Genomic DNA, 23,965 nt, shown 5'->3' on the forward strand with positions numbered 1-23,965 from the left:
GGCGTCTACCCTGCGAAATACCACGCCTTATCGGTGACCGTGCCCTGCAACGGTACATCCCAGCTGGCCTGCGCCAGGCGTTCGACCTTCTGACATTCGTGGGCCAACCCAAGCAACGTCGGCTTGCGCCAGTTTTTGCGCCGGGCCAGGTAGGCCAGACTGCGGTCGTAGAATCCGCCGCCCATCCCCAGCCGTCCGCCGACATCGTCAAATCCCACCAGTGGCAACAGCACCAGATCCAGGGTCCAGATCCTGCGTTGCTGAGCCAGATTGGCTCGTGGCTCGAGAATGCGGAAGCGATTGGGCTTGAGCCTGTCGCCCGGGCGAATCCGCTGGAACACCATTTTGGTTCGCGGCCAGGCACTGAGCACTGGCAGGTAGGTGGCCTTGCCGCGCCGCTGGGCTTCACGCAGCAGCAAGCGCGGGTCGATTTCACCGTCGGTGGGCAGGTACAGGGAAATGTGTCTGGCCCGGCGAAAGTGCGGGTCTTGCGCCAGTTGGCGGAACAGGCCTTTGGCGGCCTGGCGTTGTTCGCTCGGGGTCAATGCGCGGCGCGCCTTGCGCAGAAGGCGGCGGAGTTGCGGGCGGGGCAGCAGCGCGGGTTCGGTCATGGTTCGGCTTCGGCAGGTGAGGGCGGAAACGCACGCATAAAAAATCCGATGCCGGCAAAACCGGCATCGGATTCGAATCAGGCTCCCCGGATGAACCGCTGTCAACTTAGCCCTTGAACCCGAAAGTTCAAGGTGGAGGAAGCAGTAGACTTTAAGGCTTTCCGTCTGGCGGACATGCACACCAGCCCAACGTGCAACCTCCAGGGTAGTGCAAATCGGCTCAGGGACATCGTCAACTGGCAAGCACCCCAGGGAGTGCCGCGAGTATACCTCAAGCGGCCCGGCGAATCAGCCCTTGGTGACGTCCGGATCGGTCGCCAGCACCAGATCGACACGATCGAGCAAGTCGCGTACCTGTTCACGGGTCGAGCCGCTGGCCTGGATGTCCGGGCGCTCTTCTTTGTGCAAGAGGTCGTGGGTGATGTTCAGCGCGGCCATCACGGCGATACGGTCGGCGCCGATGACTTTGCCGCTGCTGCGGATCTCGCGCATCTTGCCGTCCAGGTAGCGGGCGGCGCTGACCAGATTGCTGCGTTCTTCCTGGGGGCAGATGATCGAATATTCTTTATCGAGGATCTGCACGGTAACGCTATTGCTTGAACTCATGAGTCTTGCTCCAGGGCCTTGAGGCGCGAAATCATCGATTCGACCTTACGCCGGGCGATTTCGTTTTTTTCAATGAGGTGAGCGCGTTCCTCGCGCCAGGTCTTTTCCTGAGCTAGTAAGAGTGCGTTTTGACTCTTAAGTTGCTCCACTCGACTAATCAGCAGTTCGAGTCTGGCCATCAGCGCTTGCAGGTCGGTGTCTTCCATTGTGTCCACTGAGTCGGAGTCTGTCTGATGGGATAGCTGGCGGACAGCCTTTAATAGTCTTGGCGAGTCTGTCGATGTAGGATACAAGGCCTTCATTCTAGACATAGCGCCGTCTGGCGCCTAGCTGCCCATGACCATTGCGAATTCCCCGTACCAAGCCTTTGCCACCCTGCTGACTGCCAGCGGCCACAACGTCTCGCCTGCCGAACTGCATGGCCTGCTGCTCGGCCGCAGCTGCGCCGGCGCCGGCTTCGATAACGAAGGCTGGTTGATCGACGCCGCCGAACTGCTCGAAGGCGATATCCAGGACAACGTCCGCAACGCCCTGATCGGCCTGCAAGAAATGGTCAAGGGTGAGTTGACTGGCAGCGACGTGACCGTCGTTCTGCTGCTGCCGACCGATGATGCGCCGCTGGCCGACCGCGCCGCTGCACTGGGCCAATGGTGCCAGGGCTTCCTCAGCGGATTCGGCCTGAACTGCCGCGACAGCAGCATGCTCAGTACCGAAGCCACCGAAGTGCTGCAGGATCTGGCCGCGATTTCCCAGGTGCAAGACGCCCTGGAAGAGTCCGACGACGGCGAAAACGATTACATGGAAGTCATGGAATACCTGCGCGTCGCGCCGCTGCTGCTGTTCTCGGAAACCAGGAAAGCCGACGTACCGCCAGCCGCCAAGCCGTCGCTGCATTAATCGCGTGCCAGGGAAAGCCATCTGCCCATGACCCATATCCCCAAAGCGGAATACAGCCGTCGCCGCAAGGCCCTGATGGCGCAGATGGAACCCAACAGCATCGCGATCCTGCCCGCCGCCGCGGTGGCGATCCGCAACCGCGACGTCGAGCATGTCTATCGTCAGGACAGCGACTTTCAGTACCTCAGTGGATTCCCCGAACCGCAGGCGGTCATCGTCCTGATGCCCGGCCGCGAGCATGGCGAGTACGTGCTGTTCTGCCGTGAACGCAACGCCGAACGCGAGTTATGGGACGGTCTGCGCGCCGGGCAGGAAGGCGCGATCCGTGATTACGGCGCCGACGACGCGTTCCCGATTACCGACATCGACGACATCCTGCCGGGCCTGATCGAAGGCCGCGATCGGGTGTATTCGGCGATGGGCAGCAACCCGGAGTTCGATCGGCACCTGATGGACTGGATCAACGTGATCCGCTCCAAGGCGCACCTCGGCGCCCAGCCGCCGAACGAATTCGTTGCCCTGGATCACCTGCTGCACGACATGCGCCTGTATAAATCGGCGGCAGAAGTGAAGGTGATGCGCGAAGCCGCACGGATCTCCGCTCAGGCCCACATCCGCGCGATGCAGGCCAGTCGGCCGGGTTTGTACGAGTACAGCCTTGAAGCCGAACTCGATTACGAATTCCGCAAGGGCGGGGCGAAGATGCCGGCTTACGGCTCGATTGTCGCCGCCGGACGCAACAGCTGCATCCTGCATTACCAGCAGAATGACGCGCTGCTCAAGGACGGCGATCTGGTATTGATCGACGCCGGTTGCGAAATCGACTGCTACGCCAGCGACATCACTCGTACCTGGCCGGTCAACGGCAAGTTCTCGCCAGAGCAAAAAGCGATTTACGAGTTGGTGCTGGCCTCGCAGGAAGCCGCATTCGCTGAAATCGCCCCGAATAAAAACTGGAATCAGGCGCACGAAGCCACGGTTCGGGTGATTACCACGGGGCTGGTGAAACTTGGACTGCTGCAAGGAGAGGTCGACGAATTGATCGCGACCGAAGCTTACAAAGCGTTTTACATGCACCGTGCCGGGCACTGGCTGGGCATGGATGTACACGACGTCGGCGAATACAAGGTCGGCGGCGAATGGCGGGTGCTGGAGGTCGGCATGGCGCTGACCGTGGAGCCGGGCATCTACATCGCCCCGGACAACCAGCACGTGGCAAAGAAATGGCGCGGCATTGGCGTGCGCATCGAGGATGACGTGGTAGTGACCAAGACCGGTTGTGAAATATTGACCAGCGGCGTACCGAAAACCGTCGCCGAGATCGAAGCGCTGATGGCGCAAGCGCGGACCCACGCGGCATGAGTCGAGTTAATCTGGCAATCATCGGCGGCGGTCTGGTCGGCGCCAGTCTGGCGTTGGCCTTGCAGGTCGGGGCCAAGGCGCGCGGCTGGAAAATCGTCCTGATCGAACCGTTCGCCCCCGGCGACAGTTGGCAGCCGAGCTACGACGCCCGTTCATCGGCGCTGTCCTTCGGTTCACGGCAGATCTATCAGCGGCTGGGCGTGTGGCAGGAGATTTCCCGCCGCGCCGAGCCGATCAAACAGATTCACGTCTCCGATCGGGGTCGCTTCTCCACCGCCCGTCTGTCGGCGATGGAAGAGGGCGTGCCGGCGCTCGGTTATGTGGTGGAGAATGCCTGGCTCGGCCAGTGCCTGTGGCAGCATCTGGATAAAGACGTGATCAGTTGGCGTTGCCCGGCGGAGGTTACGCGCATGGAGCCGCTGCCCGACGGTTATCGCCTGACCCTCAACGATGAAACCAGCATCGAGTGCGATCTGGCGGTGCTCGCCGATGGTGGCCGTTCCGGTTTGCGCGAACAATTGGGCATCAACGTGCGCAAGCGTCCGTACAACCAGAGCGCGCTGATCGCCAACATCACCCCGAGCGAAGCGCACAACGGCATGGCCTTCGAGCGTTTCACCGACGAAGGACCGATGGCCTTGCTGCCGCTGCCGGACAACCGCTGTGCGCTGGTCTGGACCCGCCTGGGCATGGACGCGCAGCGTTTGGCAGACTTGAGCGAGCGCGATTTCCTCAGCGAACTGCAGGGCGTGTTCGGCTACCGCCTCGGCACCTTGAAACAGGTCGGTGCGCGGCATCTGTACCCGCTGTCCTTGGTCGAGGCCGAGGAGCAAGTGCGCTCGCATCTGGCGGTGCTCGGCAACGCTGCACACAGCCTGCACCCGATTGCCGGGCAGGGTTTCAACCTGTCCTTGCGCGATGCCGATGCATTGGCCGCCGCACTGCTCGCCAGTGACCAGCCGCTGGGCGACTTCGCCACGTTGCAGGCCTATCGCGAGCGCCAGCGCCTGGATCAGGAGCTCACCGTGGGCTTCTCCGATCAGGTTACCCGGCTGTTCGGCAGCACTCAGCCGCTGGTCTCGCTGGGGCGCAACATCGGCCTGCTCGGTCTCGATCTGTTGCCACCGGCCAAGCGCTGGTTTGCTCGTCAGGCCATGGGTCTGGGGACGCGGCCGGATGCTTGAGCGGCGAATCGGCACTTTCACTTTCAGCAGCGCGCCGCCAACTGGCGCGCTGGCTAAAACCCTTTACGGGCGGCGCATGCCGCCAGCGAGACAGGCTTAAAGCATGGAAATGCGCGCAGATCTGCTGATTGTCGGAGCCGGAATGGTCGGCAGCGCCCTCGCGTTGGCGTTGCAGGACAGCGGCCTGGAAGTGTTGCTGCTCGACGGCAGCCCGCTGAGCGTCAAACCGTTCGACGCCGCCGCGCCGTTCGAACCGCGAGTGAGCGCCTTGTCGGCGGCCAGCCAGCGGATACTCGAACGCCTTGGCGTCTGGGACGGCATCGCCAAGCGCCGCAGCAGCCCGTACACCGACATGCACGTGTGGGACGGCAGCGGCACCGGGCAGATTCATTTCTCGGCGAGCAGTGTGCATGCCGAAGTGCTCGGCCATATCGTCGAAAACCGCGTGGTGCAGGATGCCTTGCTCGATCGTTTGCACGACTGCGATCTGGGCATGCTGGCCAACGCACGGCTGGAACAGATGCGTCGCTCCGGTGACGACTGGCTGCTGACCCTGGCCGACGGTCGCCAGTTGCGTGCGCCGCTGGTGATTGCTGCGGACGGCGCCAATTCGGCGGTACGCCGGCTGACCGGCGTTGCCACCCGCGAGTGGGATTACCTGCACCACGCCATCGTCACCAGTGTGCGCAGCAGCAAGCCGCACCGGATGACCGCGTGGCAGCGTTTTACCGATCACGGGCCGCTGGCGTTTCTGCCGCTGGAGCGTGACGGGCAGCAAGACTGGTGCTCGATCGTCTGGTCGACCACGCCGAGTGAAGCCGAACGCCTGATGGCGCTGGATGAAGCCGCGTTCTGCCGAGAGCTGGAGCGTGCGTTCGAGGGTTGCCTGGGCGAAGTGCTCAGCGCTGACCCACGGTTGTGCGTGCCGCTGCGTCAACGTCACGCCAAGCGCTATGTCGCCGAAGGGCTGGCGCTGATTGGCGATGCGGCGCACACCATTCACCCGTTGGCCGGGCAGGGCGTCAACCTGGGTTTCCTCGATGCGGCGGTGCTGGCTGAAGTGCTGCTGCAAGCTACGGAACGCGGCGAGCGCCTGGCGGACGTGAAAGTGCTGAGTCGTTACGAGCGTCGGCGCATGCCGCACAACCTCGCGCTGATGGCGGCGATGGAGGGCTTCGAACGCTTGTTCCAGGCCGACCCGTTGCCGGTACGCTGGTTGCGTAACGCCGGGTTGAAGCTGGTGGAGCAGATGCCGGAGGCCAAGGCTCTCTTTGTTCGCGAAGCACTAGGCCTCACAGGTGATCTTCCGGCGCTCGCCAAACCCTGACTCGATAACGCTCCCTGTAGGAGCTGCCGAAGGCTGCGATCTTTTGATCTTGTTTTAAGATCAAAAGATCGCAGCCTCGTTTCACACGGCAGCTCCTACAGGGGGTGTGTTGCCCTGTGCAACATCTGGTAACTCCTTGGAAAAGAGTTCGATTGAGGTGGTAAATGTGAGTCCTTATCATTTGGCCCACATTTTCCGACCGAGAGATCACCCCAATGTTGGCATCCAAGCGTCTTCTGACCGCACTGGCCCTGACCCTGATCGGCAGCACTACCGCCCAGGCCGCCGACGAGGTGGTGGTCTATTCCTCGCGTATCGATGAGCTGATCAAACCGGTGTTCGACGCCTACACCGCGAAAACCGGGGTGAAGATCAAGTTCATCACCGACAAGGAAGCGCCGCTGATGCAGCGGATCAAGGCCGAAGGCGAAAACGCCACCGCCGACCTGCTGCTGACCGTCGATGCCGGCAACCTCTGGCAGGCCGAGCAGATGGGCATTCTGCAGCCGTTCACCTCGAAGACCATCGACGCCAACATTCCTGCGCAATATCGCTCCTCGTCCCACGCCTGGACCGGCCTGAGCCTGCGCGCGCGGACCATCGCTTACTCCACCGAGCGCGTTAAGCCGGGCGAACTGACCACCTACGAAGCGCTGGCCGACAAGAACTGGGAAGGACGCCTGTGCCTGCGCACGGCGAAGAAGGTCTACAACCAGTCGCTGACCGCGACCATGATCGAAGTGCACGGCGCCGAGAAGACCGAGAAGATCCTCAAGGGCTGGGTCAACAACCTGTCCACCGATGTGTTCTCCGACGACGTCGCGGTGCTGGAAGCGATCAACGCCGGGCAGTGCGACGTCGGCATCGTCAACACCTACTACTACGGTCGCCTGCACAAACAGAAACCGGACCTGCCAGTGAAACTGTTCTGGCCGAATCAGGCCGATCGCGGCGTGCATGTCAACCTGTCCGGTATCGGCCTGACCCAACATGCACCGCACCCGGAGGCAGCCAAGGCGCTGGTCGAATGGATGACCACACCTGAAGCGCAGAAAATCTTCGCCGACGTGAACCAGGAGTTCCCGGCCAACCCGGCGGTGGCACCTTCGGAGGAAGTGGCGGCGTGGGGCAAGTTCGTCGCTGACACCTTGCCGGTGGAAGTGGCGGGCAAGCGACAGGCTGAAGCGATCCGCATGATGGATCGCGCGGGCTGGAACTGAGTCTGTAATTGTCCAGACCATTGTGGCGAGGGAGCTTGCTCCCGCTGGGGCGCGAAGCGGCCCCATGGCGCCCTTGTGTCTGGCATGAATTGATCTGGTAACCTCCTGCGACTGCTTCGCAGCCGAGCGGGAGCAAGCTCCCTCGCCACAACATGTGCTCGACGTCGAATGGGCGTTGGCCCACTTCCAGAGAACCCCCTTGGCCCACCCCGCCCAACGCCGCTGGTACCCCATCGTCCTCGCCATTGCCGCGCTGGTGCTGTTGCCCCTGAGTGTCCTGCTGCTGTCGTGGCAGACCATTGATCAGCAGATCTGGTCGCACCTGTGGCAAACCCAGATGCCGCGCCTGCTGGGCAACACCCTGACGCTGGTGTTTGGCGTTGGCGTCGGCGTGACGCTGCTCGGTGTCAGCCTGGCGTGGCTCACCAGCCTCTGCGAATTCCCTGGGCGGTGCTGGCTCGACTGGGCGCTGATGCTGCCGTTCGCCATTCCGGCCTACGTGCTGGCGTTCGTCTTCGTCGGTCTGCTGGACTTCGCCGGCCCGGTGCAAACCCTGTTGCGCGAATGGTTCGGCAGCGGCCTGCGCCTGCCGCGCGTGCGCTCTACCGGCGGGGTGATCGTGGTGCTGGTGCTGGTGTTTTATCCCTACGTTTATCTGTTGGCGCGCACCGCGTTTCTGGCGCAGGGCAAAGGCCTGATGGAAGCGGCGCGGGTACTCGGGCAATCGCCCTGGCAGGCGTTCTGGCGGGTGGCGCTGCCGATGGCACGTCCGGCGATCGGTGCCGGTGTGGCGCTGGCGCTGATGGAGACATTGGCGGATTTCGGCGCGGTGTCGGTGTTCAATTTCGACACCTTCACCACCGCCATCTACAAGACCTGGTACGGCTTCTTCAGCCTGCCCAGCGCGGCGCAACTGGCCAGTCTGTTGCTGCTGGTGGTGATGCTGGTGCTGTACGGCGAGCGGCGCGCGCGCGGCGCCAATCGGGCGAGCAACGAGCGGCCACGGGTCAAGGCGTTGTATCACCTTCGCGGGATCAAGGCGTTCGCGGCGACCGGCTGGTGCGCTCTGGTGTTTGCTTGCGCATTCGTGATTCCAGTCCTGCAACTGATTGTCTGGTTCTGGCAGCGCGGGCGCTTCGATCTCGATGAGCGTTACGCCGGGCTGATCCTGCACACCCTGTATCTGGGTGGCATGGCGGCATTGATCACCGTCAGCGTCGCGTTGCTGCTGGCCTTCGCCCGACGACTGGCGCCGACCCGGTCGATCCGTTCCGGGGTCAGTCTGGCCAATCTTGGTTATGCACTGCCGGGCTCGGTGCTGGCGGTGTCGATCATGCTCGCCTTCAGCTACCTCGACCGCGAACTGGTGATCCCGCTGTCGGGCTGGCTCGGCGGCGCCGGCAAGCCGCTGCTGCTGGGCAGTCTGGCGGCGTTGCTGATGGCCTATCTGGTGCGCTTCATCGCGGTGGCCTACGGGCCGCTGGAAAACAGTCTGGCGCGTATACGGCCTTCATTGCCCGAAGCGGCACGTAGCCTCGGTGTCAGTGGGCCGCGACTGTTTTTCAAAGTGTATCTGCCGCTGTTGCTGCCCGGCACGCTGAGTGCGGCATTGCTGGTGTTCGTCGATGTGCTCAAGGAAATGCCCGCGACCCTGCTGATGCGCCCGTTTGGCTGGGACACGCTGGCGGTGCGGATCTTCGAAATGACCAGTGAGGGCGAGTGGGCGCGGGCGTCGCTGCCGGCGCTGACCCTGGTATTGGTCGGTCTGTTGCCGGTCATCGGCCTGATCCGCCGCTCGGCGCACCGAAACACTTAGTAGTGAGAGCTGAATCATGCGGCTACAATGCGCGGCATTCGGTGCGGTTCGTCTGACAGATCCGTTCGCTGAAATCGGCTGAAAGCCTTCTATTTAGCGGCTTTCACCCCGTGCAGCGGCTGTCCGCACCTTCGCCACGCCCGGAAGGAGAAACCCATGGGACAGCGTACGCCTCTGTATGACCTGCATCTCGCCCTCGGCGCGAAGATGGTCGATTTTGGCGGTTGGGACATGCCACTGCATTACGGCTCGCAGGTCGAGGAACACCACGAGGTGCGCCGCGATTGCGGGGTGTTCGATGTTTCCCATATGACCGTTATCGACGTCGATGGCCCACAGGCCAAGGGCTGGCTGCAGCATTTGCTGGCCAATGACGTCGAGCGCCTGCATCGCCCCGGCCGCGCGCTCTACAGCACGATGCTCAACGAGCGTGGCGGCATCGTCGACGACATGATCGTCTATCGCCTCGAAGACCGTTATCGTCTGGTATTCAACGCCTCCACCCGCGACCAGGATCTGGCGTGGATGCAGGCGCAGGTTGCCGGTTACGACGTGCAATTGCATGAGCGTCAGGATCTGGCGATGCTCGCCATTCAAGGCCCGCAGGCCCGGCAGAAAATTGCCGAACTGGTGACCCAGTCCCGCGCCGAACTGATCAAACATCTCAAACCGTTCGAAGCTCACGTCGATGGCGACTGGTTTATTGCGCGCACCGGCTACACCGGTGAGGATGGCCTGGAAATCGCCTTGCCGGCCGAGCAGGCGCCGGGATTTTTCAACGATCTGGTCGGTGCCGGCATTTCGCCGATCGGCCTCGGCGCCCGCGATACGTTGCGGGTCGAGGCCGGGATGAACCTCTACGGCCAGGACATTCATCAAGATGTCTCGCCGCTGGCATCCAATATGGCCTGGAGCATTGCCTGGGAACCGACCTCGCGGCAGTTCATCGGGCGTGCTGCGCTGGAAGCGGAAAAAGCCGCCGGCGTTGCGCACAAACTGGTGGGACTGGTGCTTGAGGAACGCGGTGTTTTACGCGCCCATCAAGTGGTTCGTATCGCCGATGTTGGCGAAGGAGAGATCACCAGTGGTAGTTTCTCTCCTACGCTAAGCAAATCGATTGCCCTGGCGCGTGTACCGATGGCTACCGCCGACCGCGCCGAAGTGGAAATCCGTGGCAAGTGGTATCCGGTACGAGTGGTCAAACCGACCTTCGTGCGCCATGGCAAAACCTTGATCTGACCTTTTCCGGCGGGCCTGACCGCTGACAATTTCTTGAGGACACCGAGCATGAGCAATATCCCCGCTGAACTGCGTTTTGCCGAAAGTCATGAGTGGGCGCGTCTGGAAGCCGACGGCACCGTTACCGTGGGCATCAGCGATCACGCGCAGCAAGCGCTGGGCGATGTGGTGTTTGTCGAGTTGACTGAAGTGGGCAAGGTGTTTGCAGCCGGTGAAGCGGCCGGTGTGGTCGAGTCCGTGAAAGCGGCGTCCGACATCTACTCGCCGATCAGCGGCGAAGTGACCGCAATCAACGAAGCGCTGGCTGACGCGCCGGAAGAGCTGAACAACGATCCTTACAACGCCTGGATTTTCAAGCTCAAGCCAAGCGACAAGGCTGAGCTGGACAAACTGCTCGACGCTGCCGGCTACAAGGCTGCAATCGGCGAATAATCCTCGCCCTGTAGGCGCTGCCGCAGGCTGCGATCTTTTGACTTTGTTTTTAAAGACAAGACCAAAAGATCGCAGCCTGCGGCAGCTCCTACATTAAGAGCGCTTCAGGGTTTCAATACGGCTTTCACCGCCGCCACCGACCGCTCGACATCTTCCTTGGTCATGGTGTTGAACATCGGCAACGATACAATCAGTCGCCCGACGCGCTCGGCCACCGGCAGCATGCCTTCCTTGAAACCGCGCTCGCGGTACAGACTCAGCAAATGAATCGGCGGGTAGTGATAGCCGATGCCGATGCCGTTGGCTTGCATCTGCTCCATGAACGTGGCCCGCGCCGGCAAACCGTCCTTGCGCTCCGGCAGGACCAACTGAAACAGGTGCCAGTTGCTGTGAGTGAAATCCGCGGGCGGCAGTTGCGCGCCATAGGTCGCTTCAAAGTCATCGCCAAAACATTTGAAATAGTGCCGGGCCAGTTCCTGACGATGGGCGGTCAGCGCCTCGATATGGGCGAACTGGCCGAGGCCGATGGTGGCGGCGATGTCGGTCATGTTGAACTTGCCACCGAGCACATCGACGTCCAGACCATCAAAGCCGTTGCGGGCCACGCCCTGCAGGCGGTACTTCTCCGCCAGCCGCGCCTCTTCCGGGGTGTTCAGCACCAGGCAGCCGCCCTCGGAACAGGTCACGTTCTTGTTGGCCTGGAAACTGAACGACACGAAGTCGCCAGTGGCGCCGATGCGCTGGCCGTTCCAGCTCGAACCCAACGCCTGCGCGGCGTCTTCGACAATCCGCAGATTGTGTTTGCGTGCGATGGCATATAGCCGATCCATGTCCACCGGCAGGCCGGCGAGGTACACCGGAATCAGCGCTTTGGTGCGTGGGGTGATCGCTGCCTCGAGCTTGTCCAGATCAATGTTGCGGGTCACCGGGTCGATATCGGCGAACACCGGGGTGGCGCCGACTTCGAGGATCACGTTGGCGGTGGCGACCCAGGAAATCGGCGTGGTGATCACTTCGTCACCCGGGCCGATACCGGCGATGCGCAGGGCGATTTCCATGGTGCAGGTGCCGGAGTTGAAGGTGCGCACCGGGCGTCCGCCGAAATATTCCGACAACTGCGCTTCAAAGGCCTGGACCTTCGGCCCGCTGGTGATCCAGCCAGAGCGCAGTACATCGCCGACGGCGGCAATCGTGGCTTCATCAATGACAGGTTTGGAAAACGGCAGGAACGGCAGTTGGCTCATGAGGGTTCGATCATCCGGAAGTTGGACGCCTGATGCAGGCGCTACAGCATGCCCCGGAACCCCCGCTGCCGCCAAGCCGTGCGCGTCGGTATCGGCTGCTATGCTGGTTTGACCGTGTTGCATTGACGCCGAGCAGCCAAGAGAGAGCCCGTCATGTCCCAGTTGCCATCCTTGAGCCAGTTACGCGACCCCGAAGCCTTCCTGCGCCGCCATTTGGGGCCCGACGCTGCCGAGCAACAGGCGATGCTCGACAGCCTCGGTCTCGGCAGCCGGGTTGAACTGATCGAGCAGACGGTGCCACCGGGCATTCGGTTGAACCGGGCGCTGGATTTGCCGCCGGCCCTTGATGAGCAGGCGGCGCTGGCCAAGCTGCGCGGTTATGCCGAGCAGAACCAGGTGTGGACCAGCCTGATCGGCATGGGTTACCACGGCACGCTGACGCCCACGGTCATCTTGCGCAATGTGCTGGAAAATCCCGGCTGGTACACCGCCTATACCCCGTATCAACCGGAGATTGCCCAGGGCCGTCTCGAAGCGCTGCTGAACTTTCAGCAACTGACCATCGACCTCACCGGACTGGAGCTGGCCAATGCTTCGTTGCTCGACGAGGCAACGGCTGCGGCGGAGGCCATGGCGCTGGCCAAACGTGTGGCGAAGTCGAAGAGCAATCTGTTTTTCGTCGATGAGAACTGTCATCCACAGACTCTTTCCGTGGTGCAGACCCGCGCCGAAGGCTTCGGCTTTGAGCTGATCATCGACGCTGTGGATAACCTCGGCCAGCATCAGGTATTCGGCGCATTGCTGCAGTATCCCGACACCCACGGCGAGATTCGTGATTTGCGTCCGGTCATCGATCAACTGCACGCGCAGCAGGCGCTGGCCTGCGTCGCTACGGATCTGCTGAGCCTGTTGCTGCTGACGCCACCGGGTGAACTGGGCGCTGACGTGGTGTTCGGATCGTCCCAGCGCTTTGGCGTGCCGATGGGCTACGGTGGCCCGCACGCGGCGTTTTTCGCCAGTCGTGAGGCGTACAAACGGGCGATTCCCGGGCGGATCATCGGCGTGTCGAAAGACGCTCGTGGCAATGTCGCGTTGCGCATGGCCCTGCAAACCCGCGAGCAACATATTCGCCGCGAGAAGGCCAATTCGAACATCTGCACCGCGCAGGTGCTGCTGGCCAACATCGCCAGTTGCTACGCGGTGTATCACGGGCCGCAAGGCTTGAAACGCATCGCCCAGCGCGTGCACCGCTTGACCTGCATCCTGGCGGCGGGCCTTGAGCGCCATGGTATTGCGCGGGTTAACGGGCAGTTTTTCGACACCCTCACGCTGGAGGTCGGCGGCGCGCAGAGCGCGATCATCGACAGCGCCAGGGCCGCGCAGATCAACTTGCGGATTCTTGGCCGTGGTCGAGTCGGGTTGAGTCTTGACGAGACGTGCGATGAAAGCACGGTGGCCAAACTGTTCGACGTGCTGCTCGGCGCCGATCATGGTTTGAACGTCGAGCAACTCGATGCAGAAACGTTGGTTTCAGGCATCCCCGACAGCCTCCAGCGCAAGACGCCTTACTTGCGCCATCCGGTGTTCAACGCGCATCACAGCGAAACCGAGATGCTGCGCTACCTCAAGCAACTGGAGAACAAGGATCTGGCGCTCAACCAGTCGATGATCCCGTTGGGCTCCTGCACCATGAAGCTCAACGCCACCAGCGAAATGATCCCCATCACCTGGCCGCAGTTCGCGAACCTGCACCCGTTTGCGCCTCGGGAGCAGGCAGTCGGTTACACCTTGATGATCGAAGAACTGCAGCGCTGGCTGTGCGCGATCACCGGGTTTGATGCGATCTGCATGCAGCCAAACTCCGGGGCTCAGGGCGAGTACGCCGGGCTGCTGGCGATTCGCAAATATCACGAGAGCCGGCATCAGGGCGCGCGGGATATCTGCCTGATCCCGTCCTCGGCCCACGGCACCAACCCGGCCTCGGCGCAGATGGCCGGGATGCGCGTGGTGATCGTCGAATGCGACGAGGCCGGTAACGTCGATCTGGACGACCTGAAAACCAGGGCGGCCGAGGCGGGGGACAAGTTGTCGTGCCTGATGGCGACCTATCCGTCGACCCATGGCGTGTACGAGGAAGGCATCAGCGAAATCTGCGAAGTTATCCACCAGCACGGCGGGCAGGTGTACATGGACGGCGCCAATCTGAATGCGCAGGTCGGGCTGGCGCGGCCGGCGGACATCGGCGCCGATGTGTCGCACATGAACCTGCACAAGACGTTCTGCATTCCCCACGGCGGCGGCGGGCCGGGCATGGGGCCGATCGGCATTCGCGCGCACCTGGCGCCGTTCGTCGCCAATCATCCGGTCGTGCCGATTGACGGCCCGCTGCCGCAGAACGGCGCGGTCAGCGCGGCGCCGTGGGGCAGTGCGAGTATTTTGCCGATCAGCTGGATGTACATCGCGATGATGGGGCCGCAATTGGCGGATGCCAGCGAAGTGGCGATCCTCGCGGCGAACTATCTGGCCCAGCATTTATCCGGCGCATTCCCGGTGCTGTACACCGGGCGCAACGGGCGGGTGGCCCATGAATGCATTCTCGATCTGCGGCCGTTGAAGGCGCAGACCGGGATCAGCGAAGAAGACGTCGCCAAGCGCCTGATGGACTACGGTTTCCATGCGCCAACCATGTCTTTTCCGGTGCCGGGGACGTTGATGGTCGAACCGACCGAGAGCGAATCCAAGGCTGAACTCGACCGGTTTATCGGCGCCATGCTGAGCATTCGCGCAGAAATCACCGAAGTGCAGAACGGCAACTGGCCGGCGGAAGACAACCCGCTCAAGCGTGCTCCACATACGTTGGCCGATGTCACCGGAGTCTGGGAGCGGCCTTACAGCATCGAGCAGGGCATCACCCCGGATGCACACACCAAGGCGCACAAGTATTGGCCGGCGGTGAATCGGGTGGATAACGTTTATGGCGATCGCAATCTGTTTTGCGCCTGCGTCCCGGTGGACGAATACCGCTGATTTTCAGGTTGTACAACCGTCCAAATGTGGGAGCGAGCCTGCTCGCGAAGGCGTCGTGTCAGAAGACAAAGATGTATCTGACCCACTTTATTCGCGAGCAGGCTCGCTCCCACAGAGGTTGTGGTGAATTCGACATTACGGGCAAAAAAATGCCGCTCGATCGAGCGGCATTTCTGTCGGCGGCGGGCTTATTCGGAAGCCACTGCATTCTTCGCCAGAATCGCATTCGCCAGTTCCATGTCCGTGGCCTGCAGGCCCGGATTGTCGGCGCGGACTTTCTGCATGGCTGCTTCCAGGTATGGCCCACGAATGCCGCCATCGCTGGCGACGAAGCTGCCGGCGTCGTCCTGCGCGGCAACGATCAGCTTGTGATCCTTGAAGGTCAGGTAGGTCGAACCGGTGGTGGCGCCGGACGAAATGACGTTACGCCAAAAGCTGTCGGCCATCGCTGAACCAACGGGAAGGGACAGCAAGGCAAGGGTGGCGACAGCAAGTTTGAGACGCATGATTGAGTGACTCCTGGGGGTTAACTACGGCGTTGGATAACGATTCCCCGATCCGGTTCCGTAGCGGCCTATTTCTGCTCGCTCTGCGGTGTCACCCGCAGCACCTCTTCAAGGGTGGTCAGCCCTGCCGCGACCTTCTGCGCACCTGAAAGGCGCAGGCTGCGCATGCCTTCCTTGAAGGCTTGCCGTCGGATGGCGGTAAGGTCGGTGTCCGGGGTGATGAGGGTTTTGAGGCTGTCGCTCAGTTGCATGATTTCGTAAACCCCGGCGCGCCCGCGATAACCCGTGTCGCGGCACTCCAGGCAGCCGATCGCCCGTTGCGCATTGCCCGGCAGCGGCGCCTGCCAGGGGCGGGTCAGGGTCTGCCAGTCCTCCTCTTCCAGCGTCAGCGGCGCCTTGCAGTGCGGGCACAAGGTACGCACCAGACGCTGGGCCATGACCCCGAGTACCGTGGCCTTGATCAGATAGTGCGGCACGCCGAGTTCGAGTAACCGGCTGATAGCACTGGGGGCATCGTTGGTGTGCAGGGTCGACAGCACCAGGTGGCCGGTGAGTGCCGCCTGAATCGCCATTTCCGCGGTTTCCAGGTCGCGAATCTCGCCGATCATGATGATGTCCGGGTCCTGTCGCATCAACGCACGCACCCCGGCGGCGAAACTCAGCTCGATGTTGTGCTGCACCTGCATCTGATTGAACGCCGGCTCGACCATTTCGATCGGGTCTTCGATGGTGCAGAGGTTGATCTCCGGCGTCGCCAGTTTCTTCAGCGTGGTGTAGAGCGTGGTGGTCTTGCCCGAACCGGTCGGCCCGGTGACCAGGATGATGCCGTTGGGCTGGCGGGTCATGTCCTGCCAGCGGCGCAGGTCGTCGGCGGAAAAGCCCAACTGATCGAAGTCCTTGAGCAGCACTTCCGGGTCAAAAATGCGCATGACCATTTTTTCGCCAAACGCGGTGGGCAGCGTTGAGAGCCGCAGCTCCACCTCGCCACCGTCCGGGGTCTTGGTCTTGACCCGGCCGTCCTGGGGTTTGCGCTTCTCGGCGACGTTCATGCGCCCGAGGCTTTTCAGGCGGCTGACGATCGCCATGGTCACCTGCGGCGGGAATTGATAGACGTTGTGCAACACGCCATCGATGCGAAAGCGCACGGTACCCTGTTCGCGGCGCGGTTCGATGTGAATATCGCTGGCGCGTTGCTGGAAGGCGTACTGGAACAGCCAGTCGACGATGTTGACGATGTGTGCGTCGTTGGCGTCCGGCTCCTGATCGCTGGCGCCGAGGTTGAGCAGTTGTTCGAAGTTGCCGAGGTTGCCGCTTTGCTGATCGGCATTGCTGGCGCCGCTGACCGATTTGGCGAGGCGGAAGAACTCGACGCTGAAGCGCTGGATGTCCACCGGGTTGGCGACCACCCGCTTGATCGGCAGCTTCAGCACGTGAGTCAGGTCGGCTTCCCAAGCGGTGACGTAGGGCTGGGCACTGGCCACGACCACGGCGTCGCGGTCGACCGCCACTGCAAGAATCCTGTGCCGCTGGGCAAAGGCGTAGGACATCAGCGGAGTGATTGCCGCAACGTTGATCTTCAACGGGTCGATGCGCATGTACGGTTGGCCGGCCTGCTGCGCCAGCCACAGGGTCAGGCTTTCCAGATCCAGATGTTTACCCGGACGGCTGAGGTCATCCAGTTGCTGGCTGGCAATGAACTCCAGCGGGTGCTGCTGGCCGTGGGTCGCGTGGCGGCGCCGGGCATTGAGCGCCTGCTCCGCCGAATCCTGGCTGATGAAGCCTTGGGCGACCAATTCACGCAACACATCGTTGAGATCCAGCCAGCGGTCCTGAGTGGCGAGTTGAACGGACATGCGGGCTCCTTTTGAACGACAGTTCGCAAAGGATAGTCGTGGCCCCGCAGACCGTTGGGCCACTACCCGACAAAGCCGTTGCCGGATTTTTCAGCCAACCGCTTGCGCGGGCGTATCCCACGCCGCGTCGGCGTTTTGCAGGTTGACCGAGCAGACGCTGATCAGGTTACGAAGTTTTTCCGCAATCACTTGGGCGCGATGCCAACTGAAACCGCCCATGACGATGTCGATCGACATCAAGTCGTCCATCCGCTGCACATTGACCTGTTCAGGCGTGAGGAACTGCAGCGCGAACAGGTTCAGCACCCGCACCAGCAGATCCGGCTCGGCTTCGGCGAGGATCTGATACTGCGCCAGGCAATGGCTGTTGTTGACGTTCCAGACATCGGCCCGGGTTGGTGCGGTATTCACGGCTTCGAGGTGCGGCATGGCGAGTCTCCAAAAAACACTGGAGAAATTTTTACATTCGGTGCCGGGCATTTCTTGGCTAAGATCGGTGTGATTGGCGAATGATCGACTGGATTGATTCGCAAGAATCCATATTTGAGGTTTTTCTATGCACAGCGAGCTGGACAGCTACGACCGCAGGATTCTCGCCCTGCTGCAAGAGGACGCTTCCTTGTCCAGCGCACAGATCGCCGAGCAGGTGGGCCTGTCGCAGTCACCGTGCTGGCGGCGCATTCAGCGGATGAAGGAGGAGGGCATCATTCGCGGCCAGGTGACCTTGCTTGATCGCAAGAAGATCGGCCTGAACACGCAGATCTTCGCCGAGATCAAGCTCAACGCCCACGGGCGGTCGAACTTCACCGAATTCACCGAGGCGATTCGCGGTTTTCCGGAGGTTCTGGAGTGCTACGTGCTGATGGGCGCGGTAGATTTTCTGTTGCGGATTGTCGCGGCGGACATCGAGGCGTATGAGCGGTTCTTCTTCGAAAAGCTGTCGCTGGTGCCAGGGATTCAGGAGGTGAACTCGATTGTGGCGCTGTCGGAGATCAAGTCGACGACCAGCCTGCCGGTCATGCGCTGATGGCCTCTGTGGCGAGGGAGCTTGCTCCCGCTGGGCTGCGAAGCGGCCCCAAAATCTGCAATTGCAGGAATTGGGAGTCCTTCGGCCTCCAGCGGGAGCAAGCTCCCTCGCCACAGTTTTCAGGTATTGCTGAGCATCACATGCGCAGCAGCATTTTCCACGCACGATTCTGATAAACCGCAATCGCCTGCTGCTTGCGTGCATCGAGCAGTTCGTCGGTGATCGTCGGCTCATTGGCCAGTTGCGCCAGTTTGTTCAGTTCGCCGTACAGGCGATCCATTTCCGCGATCTCCAGCACGTTACGCGCGTGGTGCAGCCAGACCTGGATGCGCTCGATGCGCGGCAGTTGTTCGGCCAGATCTTCCGGTTGCTGCTGATAGCGCTGCAATTGCAGGGAGGTGGCTTCTTCGCCCAGCAGGCGCGGCAGCCAGCTGTGCAGTTGCGCGGCGCCCTGGCGGTTGCCGCGGGTGTTGCGCTCGGCGGTCCAGGCGCGGGCCAGCAGCCAGCGTGATGCGGTCAGCGAGAACAGGCCCCAGCGCGGGTCTTCCAGTTCTTCGAGGAATTGCTCCGGCGCCGCCTTGCGTACGTCTTCGTCTTCGATGCCGACCTGAACCAGCGGGCGCCAGTCTTCGAGCAATGCGTCCAGCGCCACGCGCAGGTCGTGAGTGGCCGGACGCGGTGCGGCCTGGCCGAGGCTGCTGAGCAGGGCGCGCATTTCGGCGAGGTTCTCGACCCAGTCCTGCAGCAGGCGCCAGTGGCCATTGAAGCGATATTGTTCGGCCAGACGCTGGCTGCTGCCGAGCAAGTGCCAGGCCAGTGCGGCGAAGGCGTCGTCGAGTGGGGTTTCCGGGGTCAGTTGCGGCGCCGGCAGGCTCAGCGAGTAGCTGTTGGCGTCGTACAGACGGTAGCCGCGCTCGGCCTTGCTGATGTCGCACGGCATCAGGGCCAGGGTTTCGGCCAGTTCAGCGGCCAGTTCCAGCAGCGCGGCCGGCTCGCCTTCGCGCAGTTCCAGTTCCAGCTCGCAGATTTCTTCTTTCTGTTTGCCGACCACCACGTGGCCCAGATCCAGCGCAGCTTCGATAACCACTTTGGCCTTGCCGCGGCCCCAGGCGATTTCCGCACGCTCGCGGACGAAGTCGGTGGTGAAGATCGGCTTCAGGGTTTTCTTGTCCAGCTCGGCCAGCGACTCGGGCCAGCATTCGCCGTCGAGTTTCTTCACGTCGAGCTTGGCTTTGGGCAACTTCCAGTCGTATTCATTACGCTCGGACAGACCGGCAACACTCTGGCCGCGGGTCTTGAGGGTCTGAATCACTTCGTCACCGTCCTTGCGCAAGCGCAGGGCGACTTTGGCCTGGGCCAGGTCGCGCTCGGGGGTGTCGAAGTACTGGTTCATCAACTCACGGCGTTCCCAGCCATTTTTGTTGCGTTTTTTCAGTAGCGGGTGCTCGCGCAGGGCAGCGAGGGTTTCGCGGCTGACGCGGAGTTTGATTTCGGTTTCTTTCTGCATGGCCGGAAAATCCAGGATCGGGAGCGCAGCCGGGGGAATGTGTGGCTGCCAAGGCCGTGCAGTGTACAGGACTCAAACTTCCTACGCCCTGCGGCGGTTTATTCCTGGCGCCGGATGGCTCTATGATGGACTTCAAATCGGAGTTGGAGTCAGCGATGCCTTTGCCGTCCATGCAAGACCAGTTCGCTGCACTGATCGCCGTACCGTCGGTCAGTTGCACCCAGCCGGGCCTGGATCAGTCCAACCGGGCGGTGATCGATTTGCTCGCCGGCTGGCTGGGTGATCTGGGCTTCAGCTGCGATATCCAGCAGGTCAGTCCCGGCAAATTCAACCTGCTCGCCAGTTACGGCAGCGGCCCCGGCGGTCTGGTGCTGGCCGGGCACAGCGATACCGTGCCTTATGACGATGCGCTGTGGCAGACCGATCCGCTGAAGCTCACCGAAGTTGGCGGCCGCTGGGTCGGGCTGGGCAGCTGCGACATGAAGGGCTTTTTCGCGCTGATCATTGAGGCCGTGCAGCCGCTGCTCGATCAACCGTTCAGGCAACCGCTGCTGATTCTCGCCACCTGTGATGAAGAAAGTTCGATGTCCGGTGCCCGCGCGCTGGCCGAGGCCGGCAAGCCGCTGGGCCGTGCGGCGGTGATCGGCGAGCCGACCGGGCTCAAGCCGATTCGCATGCATAAGGGCATCATGATGGAGCGCATCGATATCCTCGGGCAAAGCGGCCATTCGTCGGATCCGCGTTTGGGGCACAGTGCCCTCGAAGCGATGCACGATGCCATCGGCGAGCTGCGCGGTTTGCGCCTGCTGTGGCAGCGTGAATTCAACAATCCGCAGTTCAGCGTGCCGCAACCGACCATGAACTTTGGCTGTATTCATGGCGGCGACAACCCGAATCGCATCTGTGGCCAGTGTTCGCTGGAGTTCGACCTGCGTCCGTTGCCGGGTATGGACCCGAAAGTCCTGCGCGCGGAAATCCTGCGCAAGCTCAATCCCGTGGCCGAGCGGCACCAGGTGAAGATCGATTACAAACCGTTGTTCCCGGAAGTACCGCCGTTCGAACAGGCCGAAGACGCCGAATTGGTGCGCATCGCCGAAAAGCTCACCGGCCATCGTGCCGAAGCAGTAGCGTTTGGCACCGAAGCGCCTTATCTTCAGCGCCTTGGCTGCGAAACCATCGTGCTCGGCCCCGGCGACATCGCCTGTGCCCACCAGCCCGGCGAATACCTCGAAATGTCACGTTTGCAGCCTACCGTGCATCTATTGCGGCAGTTGATTGAACATTACTGCCTGAAGAATTGAACACATCCCTTGTAGGAGCTGCCGAAGGCTGCGATCTTTTGATCTTGTCTTTTAAAAACAAAGTCAAAAGATCGCAGCCTGCGGCAGCTCCTACAGGGAAAGTCGTTAAATTAGTGGGAATCCAACCCGTATTCATGAGGAGAACGCGCGTGTCGCCAAGCCTGTTCCGACGATAACCATCAGCCCGCTGTGCGTTTTCCGTTTCGCCCTTTTTTCCGGCTGCTATTTATTACAGGCCCAGGTTCATGCCCGAATACGTTAATTGGCTTCGTCACGCGTCCCCTTACATCAACGCTCACCGCGACTGCACGTTCGTCGTCATGCTGCCCGGCGACGGCGTGGAGCATCCGAACTTCGGCAACATCGTCCACGACCTGGTGCTGTTGCACAGCCTCGGCGTGCGTCTGGTGCTGGTCCACGGTTCGCGTCCGCAGATTGAAACCCGCCTCGCCGCTCGCGGCCTGACCCCCCACTACCACCACGGCATGCGCATCACCGATGCAGCGACCTTGGAATGCGTGATCGATGCTGTCGGTCAGTTGCGCATCGCCATTGAAGCGCGACTGTCGATGGACATGGCCTCGTCGCCGATGCAAGGCTCGCGTCTGCGGGTGGCCAGCGGCAACCTGGTCACGGCGCGGCCGATCGGCGTGCTCGAAGGCGTCGACTATCACCACACCGGCGAAGTGCGCCGGGTCGACCGTAAAGGCATCAATCGCCTGCTCGACGAGCGCTCGATCGTGCTGCTGTCGCCGCTGGGCTACTCGCCGACCGGGGAAATCTTCAACCTCGCCTGCGAAGACGTCGCCACCCGCGCCGCCATCGACCTCGGTGCCGACAAACTCTTGCTGTTCGGCGCTGACCTCGGTCTGATCGACGAAAACGGCAAACTGGTGCGCGAACTGCGGCCGCAACAGGTGCCTGCGCATCTGGCGCGTCTGGGCAACAACTATCAGGCCGAACTGCTGGATGCCGCCGCCGAGGCCTGCCGTGGCGGCGTGGCGCGCAGCCATATCGTCAGCTATGCCGAGGACGGTGCACTGCTGACCGAACTGTTCACCCGCGATGGTGGCGGTACGCTGGTCGCTCAGGAGCAATTCGAATTGGTGCGCGAGGCGGCGATTGAAGACGTCGGCGGTTTGCTCGACCTGATCAGTCCGCTGGAAGAGCAGGGGATTCTGGTGCGTCGCTCGCGCGAAGTGCTGGAGCGCGAAATCGAGCAGTTCAGTGTGGTTGAGCGTGAAGGGATGATCATTGCCTGTGCGGCGCTGTATCAGATTGCCGATTCGGACGCCGGTGAGCTGGCGTGCCTGGCGGTGAATCCGGAGTACCGCCATGGTGGTCGCGGCGATGAACTGTTGGAGCGCATCGAGACCCGTGCCCGGGCGCAAGGGTTGAAAACCCTGTTCGTCCTCACCACCCGTACCGCGCACTGGTTCCGCGAACGTGGCTTCGAGCCTAGCAGCGTCGAACGCCTGCCGGCGGCGCGGGCGTCGCTGTACAACTATCAGCGCAATTCGAAGATCTTCGAAAAGTCCCTGTAACCCAAGCCCAGTAGGAGCTGCCGCAGGTTGCGATCTTTTGCCTTTGGTTTCCTGAAAACAAGATCAAAAGATCGCAGCCTTCGGCAGCTCCTACAGGGTTTTGTGTTTACTCAGCGATGAACTTCGCGCTGACGTACGGCGAATAATCCGGCAGCACCGTCTCGACCTTGCCCTGTTCCTTCAGAAACTTCGCCGTCTCACCAATCGCTTTCGCCGTGCCGCCATCCAGCAGTGCGGTGGATTGCTGCGCCTTGGCATCCGGGAAGGCCGAACCGGCCAGCAGCTCCGGTACGTCGGCCGCATTGGCACCGGTCAATTTGGCGATTTTCTGCACCGGCGCCGAGTCCGCCGTCCAGCTGTCTTTATGGCTGGCGTAATCGGCAAATGCGTCTAGAGTGACCTTGGCAAACTTGGCCACCACCTCAGGGTGCTTCTCGGCGTAGTCCTTGCGCGCGACCCAGACTTCGAAGGTCGGTGCGCCCCATTGGCCGACTTGTGCGGCATCGGTCAGGGTTTTGCCGGTCTTGCGGATTTCCCCCAGCGCCGGCGACCAGACAAACGCGCCATCTATATCCCCACGCTTCCATGCCGCTGCGATTTCTGCGGGCTGCAGGTTCACCACTTTGACTTTCGAGGTGTCCAGGCCCCAGTGCTTGAGTGCGCCGAGCAGGCTGTAGTGGGAGGTGGAAACGAAAGGCGTGGCGATGGTCTTGCCGACCAGATCCTGCGGGGTATTGATCCCGCTGCCATTGCGCACCACCAGCGCCTCGGCGGCGTTGATCTGCGCTGAAACAATGAAAGTGACGATCGGCAGATTGCGAGAAGCGGCCGCTGCCAGAGGGCTGGAGCCAAGGTTGCCGATCTGTACGTCGCCCGATGCAAGGGCTGTCACAACTTCCGGGCCGCTATTGAAGCGACGCCAGTCGATCTTCTGGCCGATGGTTTGTTCGTAGATGCCGTCGGCCTGAGGGACTTTGCTCGGGTCGATACCGGTTTGATAGCCAACGGTGAGGTTGGCGGCATGGGCGGAAAAAGAAATCAGCGCTGATACACAAACTGTAACAAATTGACTAGATAGTGCGCGTTTGGCCATCATGGCGTCGCCTTTTCGATAGGGTTTGACGAATCGGGGTTGCGCCAAAGCTAATCGATATAAAAAAAGGCTAACAAATACCATTTAGGAATGAGCTTAGTCGCCGATACGCTGTTTCCCGGCGGAGGTGGCACGATACTGGCCATATTTCGAAATGATATGAAAAAGA

The 23,965-nt window shown here is 61.8% G+C and carries 21 protein-coding genes and 1 other RNA gene; 12 read left to right on the forward strand and 10 right to left on the reverse strand.

Going from position 1 to position 23,965, the window contains the following annotated elements; genetic code table 11:
• Positions 1–5 precede the first annotated feature (5 nt).
• From ACM6HV_RS08900 to ACM6HV_RS08915, 4 genes are all read right to left on the reverse strand, one after another.
• A complete protein-coding gene (locus tag ACM6HV_RS08900; RefSeq protein ID WP_414904001.1) occupies positions 6–611 on the reverse strand; it encodes a 5-formyltetrahydrofolate cyclo-ligase in 606 nt (201 codons plus the stop codon).
• Positions 612–690: 79 nt separating this feature from the next.
• Positions 691–869, reverse strand: a non-coding RNA gene (gene ssrS, locus ACM6HV_RS08905) — 6S RNA.
• Positions 870–899: 30 nt separating this feature from the next.
• Entirely contained in the window at positions 900–1,217 is a 318-nt protein-coding gene (locus ACM6HV_RS08910) for a cell division protein ZapA (RefSeq protein WP_008055229.1), read from the reverse strand.
• Positions 1,214–1,423, reverse strand: coding sequence for a TIGR02449 family protein (locus ACM6HV_RS08915; RefSeq protein ID WP_025112001.1), 210 nt, complete (start codon positions 1,421–1,423; stop codon positions 1,214–1,216). The genes ACM6HV_RS08910 and ACM6HV_RS08915 overlap by 4 nt, the downstream gene beginning before the upstream one ends.
• Before the next feature lie 130 nt (positions 1,424–1,553).
• On the opposite strand from ACM6HV_RS08915, the gene ACM6HV_RS08920 reads away from it, so the two are divergent.
• The 8 genes from ACM6HV_RS08920 to gcvH all read left to right on the forward strand — a co-directional run bounded on the left by ACM6HV_RS08920 (position 1,554) and on the right by gcvH (position 10,694).
• On the forward strand, positions 1,554–2,114 hold the full coding sequence (locus ACM6HV_RS08920) for a YecA family protein (RefSeq protein ID WP_121182553.1): 561 nt from the start codon (positions 1,554–1,556) through the stop codon (positions 2,112–2,114).
• Between the two features lie 27 nt (positions 2,115–2,141).
• Positions 2,142–3,476, forward strand: a complete 1,335-nt coding sequence (gene pepP, locus ACM6HV_RS08925; RefSeq protein ID WP_414904002.1) for a Xaa-Pro aminopeptidase — start codon at positions 2,142–2,144, stop codon at positions 3,474–3,476.
• Positions 3,473–4,660, forward strand: coding sequence for a 2-octaprenyl-6-methoxyphenyl hydroxylase (gene ubiH, locus ACM6HV_RS08930; RefSeq protein WP_086792356.1), 1,188 nt, complete (start codon positions 3,473–3,475; stop codon positions 4,658–4,660). The genes pepP and ubiH overlap by 4 nt, the downstream gene beginning before the upstream one ends.
• Positions 4,661–4,769: 109 nt before the next feature.
• Positions 4,770–5,987: a 2-octaprenyl-3-methyl-6-methoxy-1,4-benzoquinol hydroxylase gene (locus ACM6HV_RS08935; protein ID WP_414904153.1), complete on the forward strand. Its 1,218-nt coding sequence runs from the start codon at positions 4,770–4,772 to the stop codon at positions 5,985–5,987.
• Between the two features lie 215 nt (positions 5,988–6,202).
• A complete protein-coding gene (locus ACM6HV_RS08940) occupies positions 6,203–7,207 on the forward strand; it encodes an extracellular solute-binding protein (protein WP_414904003.1) in 1,005 nt (334 codons plus the stop codon).
• Positions 7,208–7,406: 199 nt separating this feature from the next.
• Complete coding sequence (locus ACM6HV_RS08945; protein WP_414904004.1) at positions 7,407–9,023, forward strand: ABC transporter permease; 1,617 nt, start codon at positions 7,407–7,409, stop codon at positions 9,021–9,023.
• A gap of 156 nt (positions 9,024–9,179) precedes the next feature.
• Positions 9,180–10,262 (forward strand): glycine cleavage system aminomethyltransferase GcvT, encoded by a 1,083-nt coding sequence (gene gcvT, locus ACM6HV_RS08950; RefSeq protein ID WP_414904005.1) that lies wholly within the window; start codon positions 9,180–9,182, stop codon positions 10,260–10,262.
• Positions 10,263–10,310: 48 nt separating this feature from the next.
• Positions 10,311–10,694 (forward strand): glycine cleavage system protein GcvH, encoded by a 384-nt coding sequence (gene gcvH / locus ACM6HV_RS08955; RefSeq protein ID WP_414904006.1) that lies wholly within the window; start codon positions 10,311–10,313, stop codon positions 10,692–10,694.
• Between the two features lie 104 nt (positions 10,695–10,798).
• Here the strand turns inward: gcvH and ACM6HV_RS08960 are convergent, their stop codons facing one another.
• The gene (locus ACM6HV_RS08960) at positions 10,799–11,938 is read right to left on the reverse strand and encodes a DegT/DnrJ/EryC1/StrS family aminotransferase (RefSeq protein ID WP_414904007.1); all 1,140 of its coding nucleotides are present in this window, start codon (positions 11,936–11,938) and stop codon (positions 10,799–10,801) included.
• A gap of 153 nt (positions 11,939–12,091) precedes the next feature.
• Between ACM6HV_RS08960 and gcvP the strand changes: the two genes are divergently transcribed.
• Positions 12,092–14,965 (forward strand): aminomethyl-transferring glycine dehydrogenase, encoded by a 2,874-nt coding sequence (gcvP, locus tag ACM6HV_RS08965; RefSeq protein ID WP_414904008.1) that lies wholly within the window; start codon positions 12,092–12,094, stop codon positions 14,963–14,965.
• A gap of 188 nt (positions 14,966–15,153) precedes the next feature.
• Here gcvP and ACM6HV_RS08970 read toward each other — a convergent pair whose 3' ends face one another.
• The 3 genes from ACM6HV_RS08970 to ACM6HV_RS08980 all read right to left on the reverse strand — a co-directional run bounded on the left by ACM6HV_RS08970 (position 15,154) and on the right by ACM6HV_RS08980 (position 17,753).
• The gene (locus ACM6HV_RS08970; protein ID WP_169843014.1) at positions 15,154–15,474 is read right to left on the reverse strand and encodes a DUF2388 domain-containing protein; all 321 of its coding nucleotides are present in this window, start codon (positions 15,472–15,474) and stop codon (positions 15,154–15,156) included.
• 65 nt (positions 15,475–15,539) lie between these two features.
• On the reverse strand, positions 15,540–17,324 hold the full coding sequence (locus ACM6HV_RS08975; protein ID WP_041072096.1) for a GspE/PulE family protein: 1,785 nt from the start codon (positions 17,322–17,324) through the stop codon (positions 15,540–15,542).
• Positions 17,325–17,414: 90 nt separating this feature from the next.
• Positions 17,415–17,753 (reverse strand): hypothetical protein, encoded by a 339-nt coding sequence (locus tag ACM6HV_RS08980; protein WP_108184141.1) that lies wholly within the window; start codon positions 17,751–17,753, stop codon positions 17,415–17,417.
• Between the two features lie 127 nt (positions 17,754–17,880).
• On the opposite strand from ACM6HV_RS08980, the gene ACM6HV_RS08985 reads away from it, so the two are divergent.
• Positions 17,881–18,351: an Lrp/AsnC family transcriptional regulator gene (locus ACM6HV_RS08985; RefSeq protein ID WP_025112016.1), complete on the forward strand. Its 471-nt coding sequence runs from the start codon at positions 17,881–17,883 to the stop codon at positions 18,349–18,351.
• A gap of 136 nt (positions 18,352–18,487) precedes the next feature.
• Here the strand turns inward: ACM6HV_RS08985 and ACM6HV_RS08990 are convergent, their stop codons facing one another.
• Complete coding sequence (locus tag ACM6HV_RS08990) at positions 18,488–19,858, reverse strand: inorganic triphosphatase (protein WP_095668062.1); 1,371 nt, start codon at positions 19,856–19,858, stop codon at positions 18,488–18,490.
• Positions 19,859–20,013: 155 nt separating this feature from the next.
• Here ACM6HV_RS08990 and argE point away from each other — a divergent pair, with 155 nt between their 5' ends.
• Entirely contained in the window at positions 20,014–21,159 is a 1,146-nt protein-coding gene (gene argE / locus ACM6HV_RS08995) for an acetylornithine deacetylase (RefSeq protein WP_414904009.1), read from the forward strand.
• Between the two features lie 245 nt (positions 21,160–21,404).
• A complete protein-coding gene (gene argA, locus ACM6HV_RS09000) occupies positions 21,405–22,703 on the forward strand; it encodes an amino-acid N-acetyltransferase (protein WP_414904010.1) in 1,299 nt (432 codons plus the stop codon).
• Between the two features lie 106 nt (positions 22,704–22,809).
• Here argA and tauA read toward each other — a convergent pair whose 3' ends face one another.
• Positions 22,810–23,799: a taurine ABC transporter substrate-binding protein gene (gene tauA / locus ACM6HV_RS09005; protein ID WP_414904011.1), complete on the reverse strand. Its 990-nt coding sequence runs from the start codon at positions 23,797–23,799 to the stop codon at positions 22,810–22,812.
• Positions 23,800–23,965 lie beyond the last annotated feature (166 nt).

This window comes from Pseudomonas sp. IT-P260, assembly GCF_949768395.1.
In the GTDB taxonomy this organism is placed as follows: domain Bacteria; phylum Pseudomonadota; class Gammaproteobacteria; order Pseudomonadales; family Pseudomonadaceae; genus Aquipseudomonas; species Aquipseudomonas parakoreensis.

What these genes read in the sequence shown, in the direction of transcription:
- gcvP (WP_414904008.1), top strand. Translation starts at nt 12,092, where the DNA reads ATGTCCCAGTTGCCATCCTTGAGCCAGTTACGCGACCCCGAAGCCTTC.
- ACM6HV_RS08920 (WP_121182553.1), top strand. Translation starts at nt 1,554, where the DNA reads ATGACCATTGCGAATTCCCCGTACCAAGCCTTTGCCACCCTGCTGACT.
- ACM6HV_RS08975 (WP_041072096.1), bottom strand. Translation starts at nt 17,324, where the DNA reads ATGTCCGTTCAACTCGCCACTCAGGACCGCTGGCTGGATCTCAACGAT.
- ubiH (WP_086792356.1), top strand. Translation starts at nt 3,473, where the DNA reads ATGAGTCGAGTTAATCTGGCAATCATCGGCGGCGGTCTGGTCGGCGCC.
- argE (WP_414904009.1), top strand. Translation starts at nt 20,014, where the DNA reads ATGCCTTTGCCGTCCATGCAAGACCAGTTCGCTGCACTGATCGCCGTA.
- ACM6HV_RS08960 (WP_414904007.1), bottom strand. Translation starts at nt 11,938, where the DNA reads ATGAGCCAACTGCCGTTCCTGCCGTTTTCCAAACCTGTCATTGATGAA.
- ACM6HV_RS08940 (WP_414904003.1), top strand. Translation starts at nt 6,203, where the DNA reads ATGTTGGCATCCAAGCGTCTTCTGACCGCACTGGCCCTGACCCTGATC.
- ACM6HV_RS08915 (WP_025112001.1), bottom strand. Translation starts at nt 1,423, where the DNA reads ATGGAAGACACCGACCTGCAAGCGCTGATGGCCAGACTCGAACTGCTG.
- gcvT (WP_414904005.1), top strand. Translation starts at nt 9,180, where the DNA reads ATGGGACAGCGTACGCCTCTGTATGACCTGCATCTCGCCCTCGGCGCG.
- ACM6HV_RS08985 (WP_025112016.1), top strand. Translation starts at nt 17,881, where the DNA reads ATGCACAGCGAGCTGGACAGCTACGACCGCAGGATTCTCGCCCTGCTG.
- ACM6HV_RS08900 (WP_414904001.1), bottom strand. Translation starts at nt 611, where the DNA reads ATGACCGAACCCGCGCTGCTGCCCCGCCCGCAACTCCGCCGCCTTCTG.
- pepP (WP_414904002.1), top strand. Translation starts at nt 2,142, where the DNA reads ATGACCCATATCCCCAAAGCGGAATACAGCCGTCGCCGCAAGGCCCTG.
- ACM6HV_RS08935 (WP_414904153.1), top strand. Translation starts at nt 4,770, where the DNA reads ATGCGCGCAGATCTGCTGATTGTCGGAGCCGGAATGGTCGGCAGCGCC.
- ACM6HV_RS08990 (WP_095668062.1), bottom strand. Translation starts at nt 19,858, where the DNA reads ATGCAGAAAGAAACCGAAATCAAACTCCGCGTCAGCCGCGAAACCCTC.
- tauA (WP_414904011.1), bottom strand. Translation starts at nt 23,799, where the DNA reads ATGATGGCCAAACGCGCACTATCTAGTCAATTTGTTACAGTTTGTGTA.
- argA (WP_414904010.1), top strand. Translation starts at nt 21,405, where the DNA reads ATGCCCGAATACGTTAATTGGCTTCGTCACGCGTCCCCTTACATCAAC.
- gcvH (WP_414904006.1), top strand. Translation starts at nt 10,311, where the DNA reads ATGAGCAATATCCCCGCTGAACTGCGTTTTGCCGAAAGTCATGAGTGG.
- ACM6HV_RS08910 (WP_008055229.1), bottom strand. Translation starts at nt 1,217, where the DNA reads ATGAGTTCAAGCAATAGCGTTACCGTGCAGATCCTCGATAAAGAATAT.
- ACM6HV_RS08980 (WP_108184141.1), bottom strand. Translation starts at nt 17,753, where the DNA reads ATGCCGCACCTCGAAGCCGTGAATACCGCACCAACCCGGGCCGATGTC.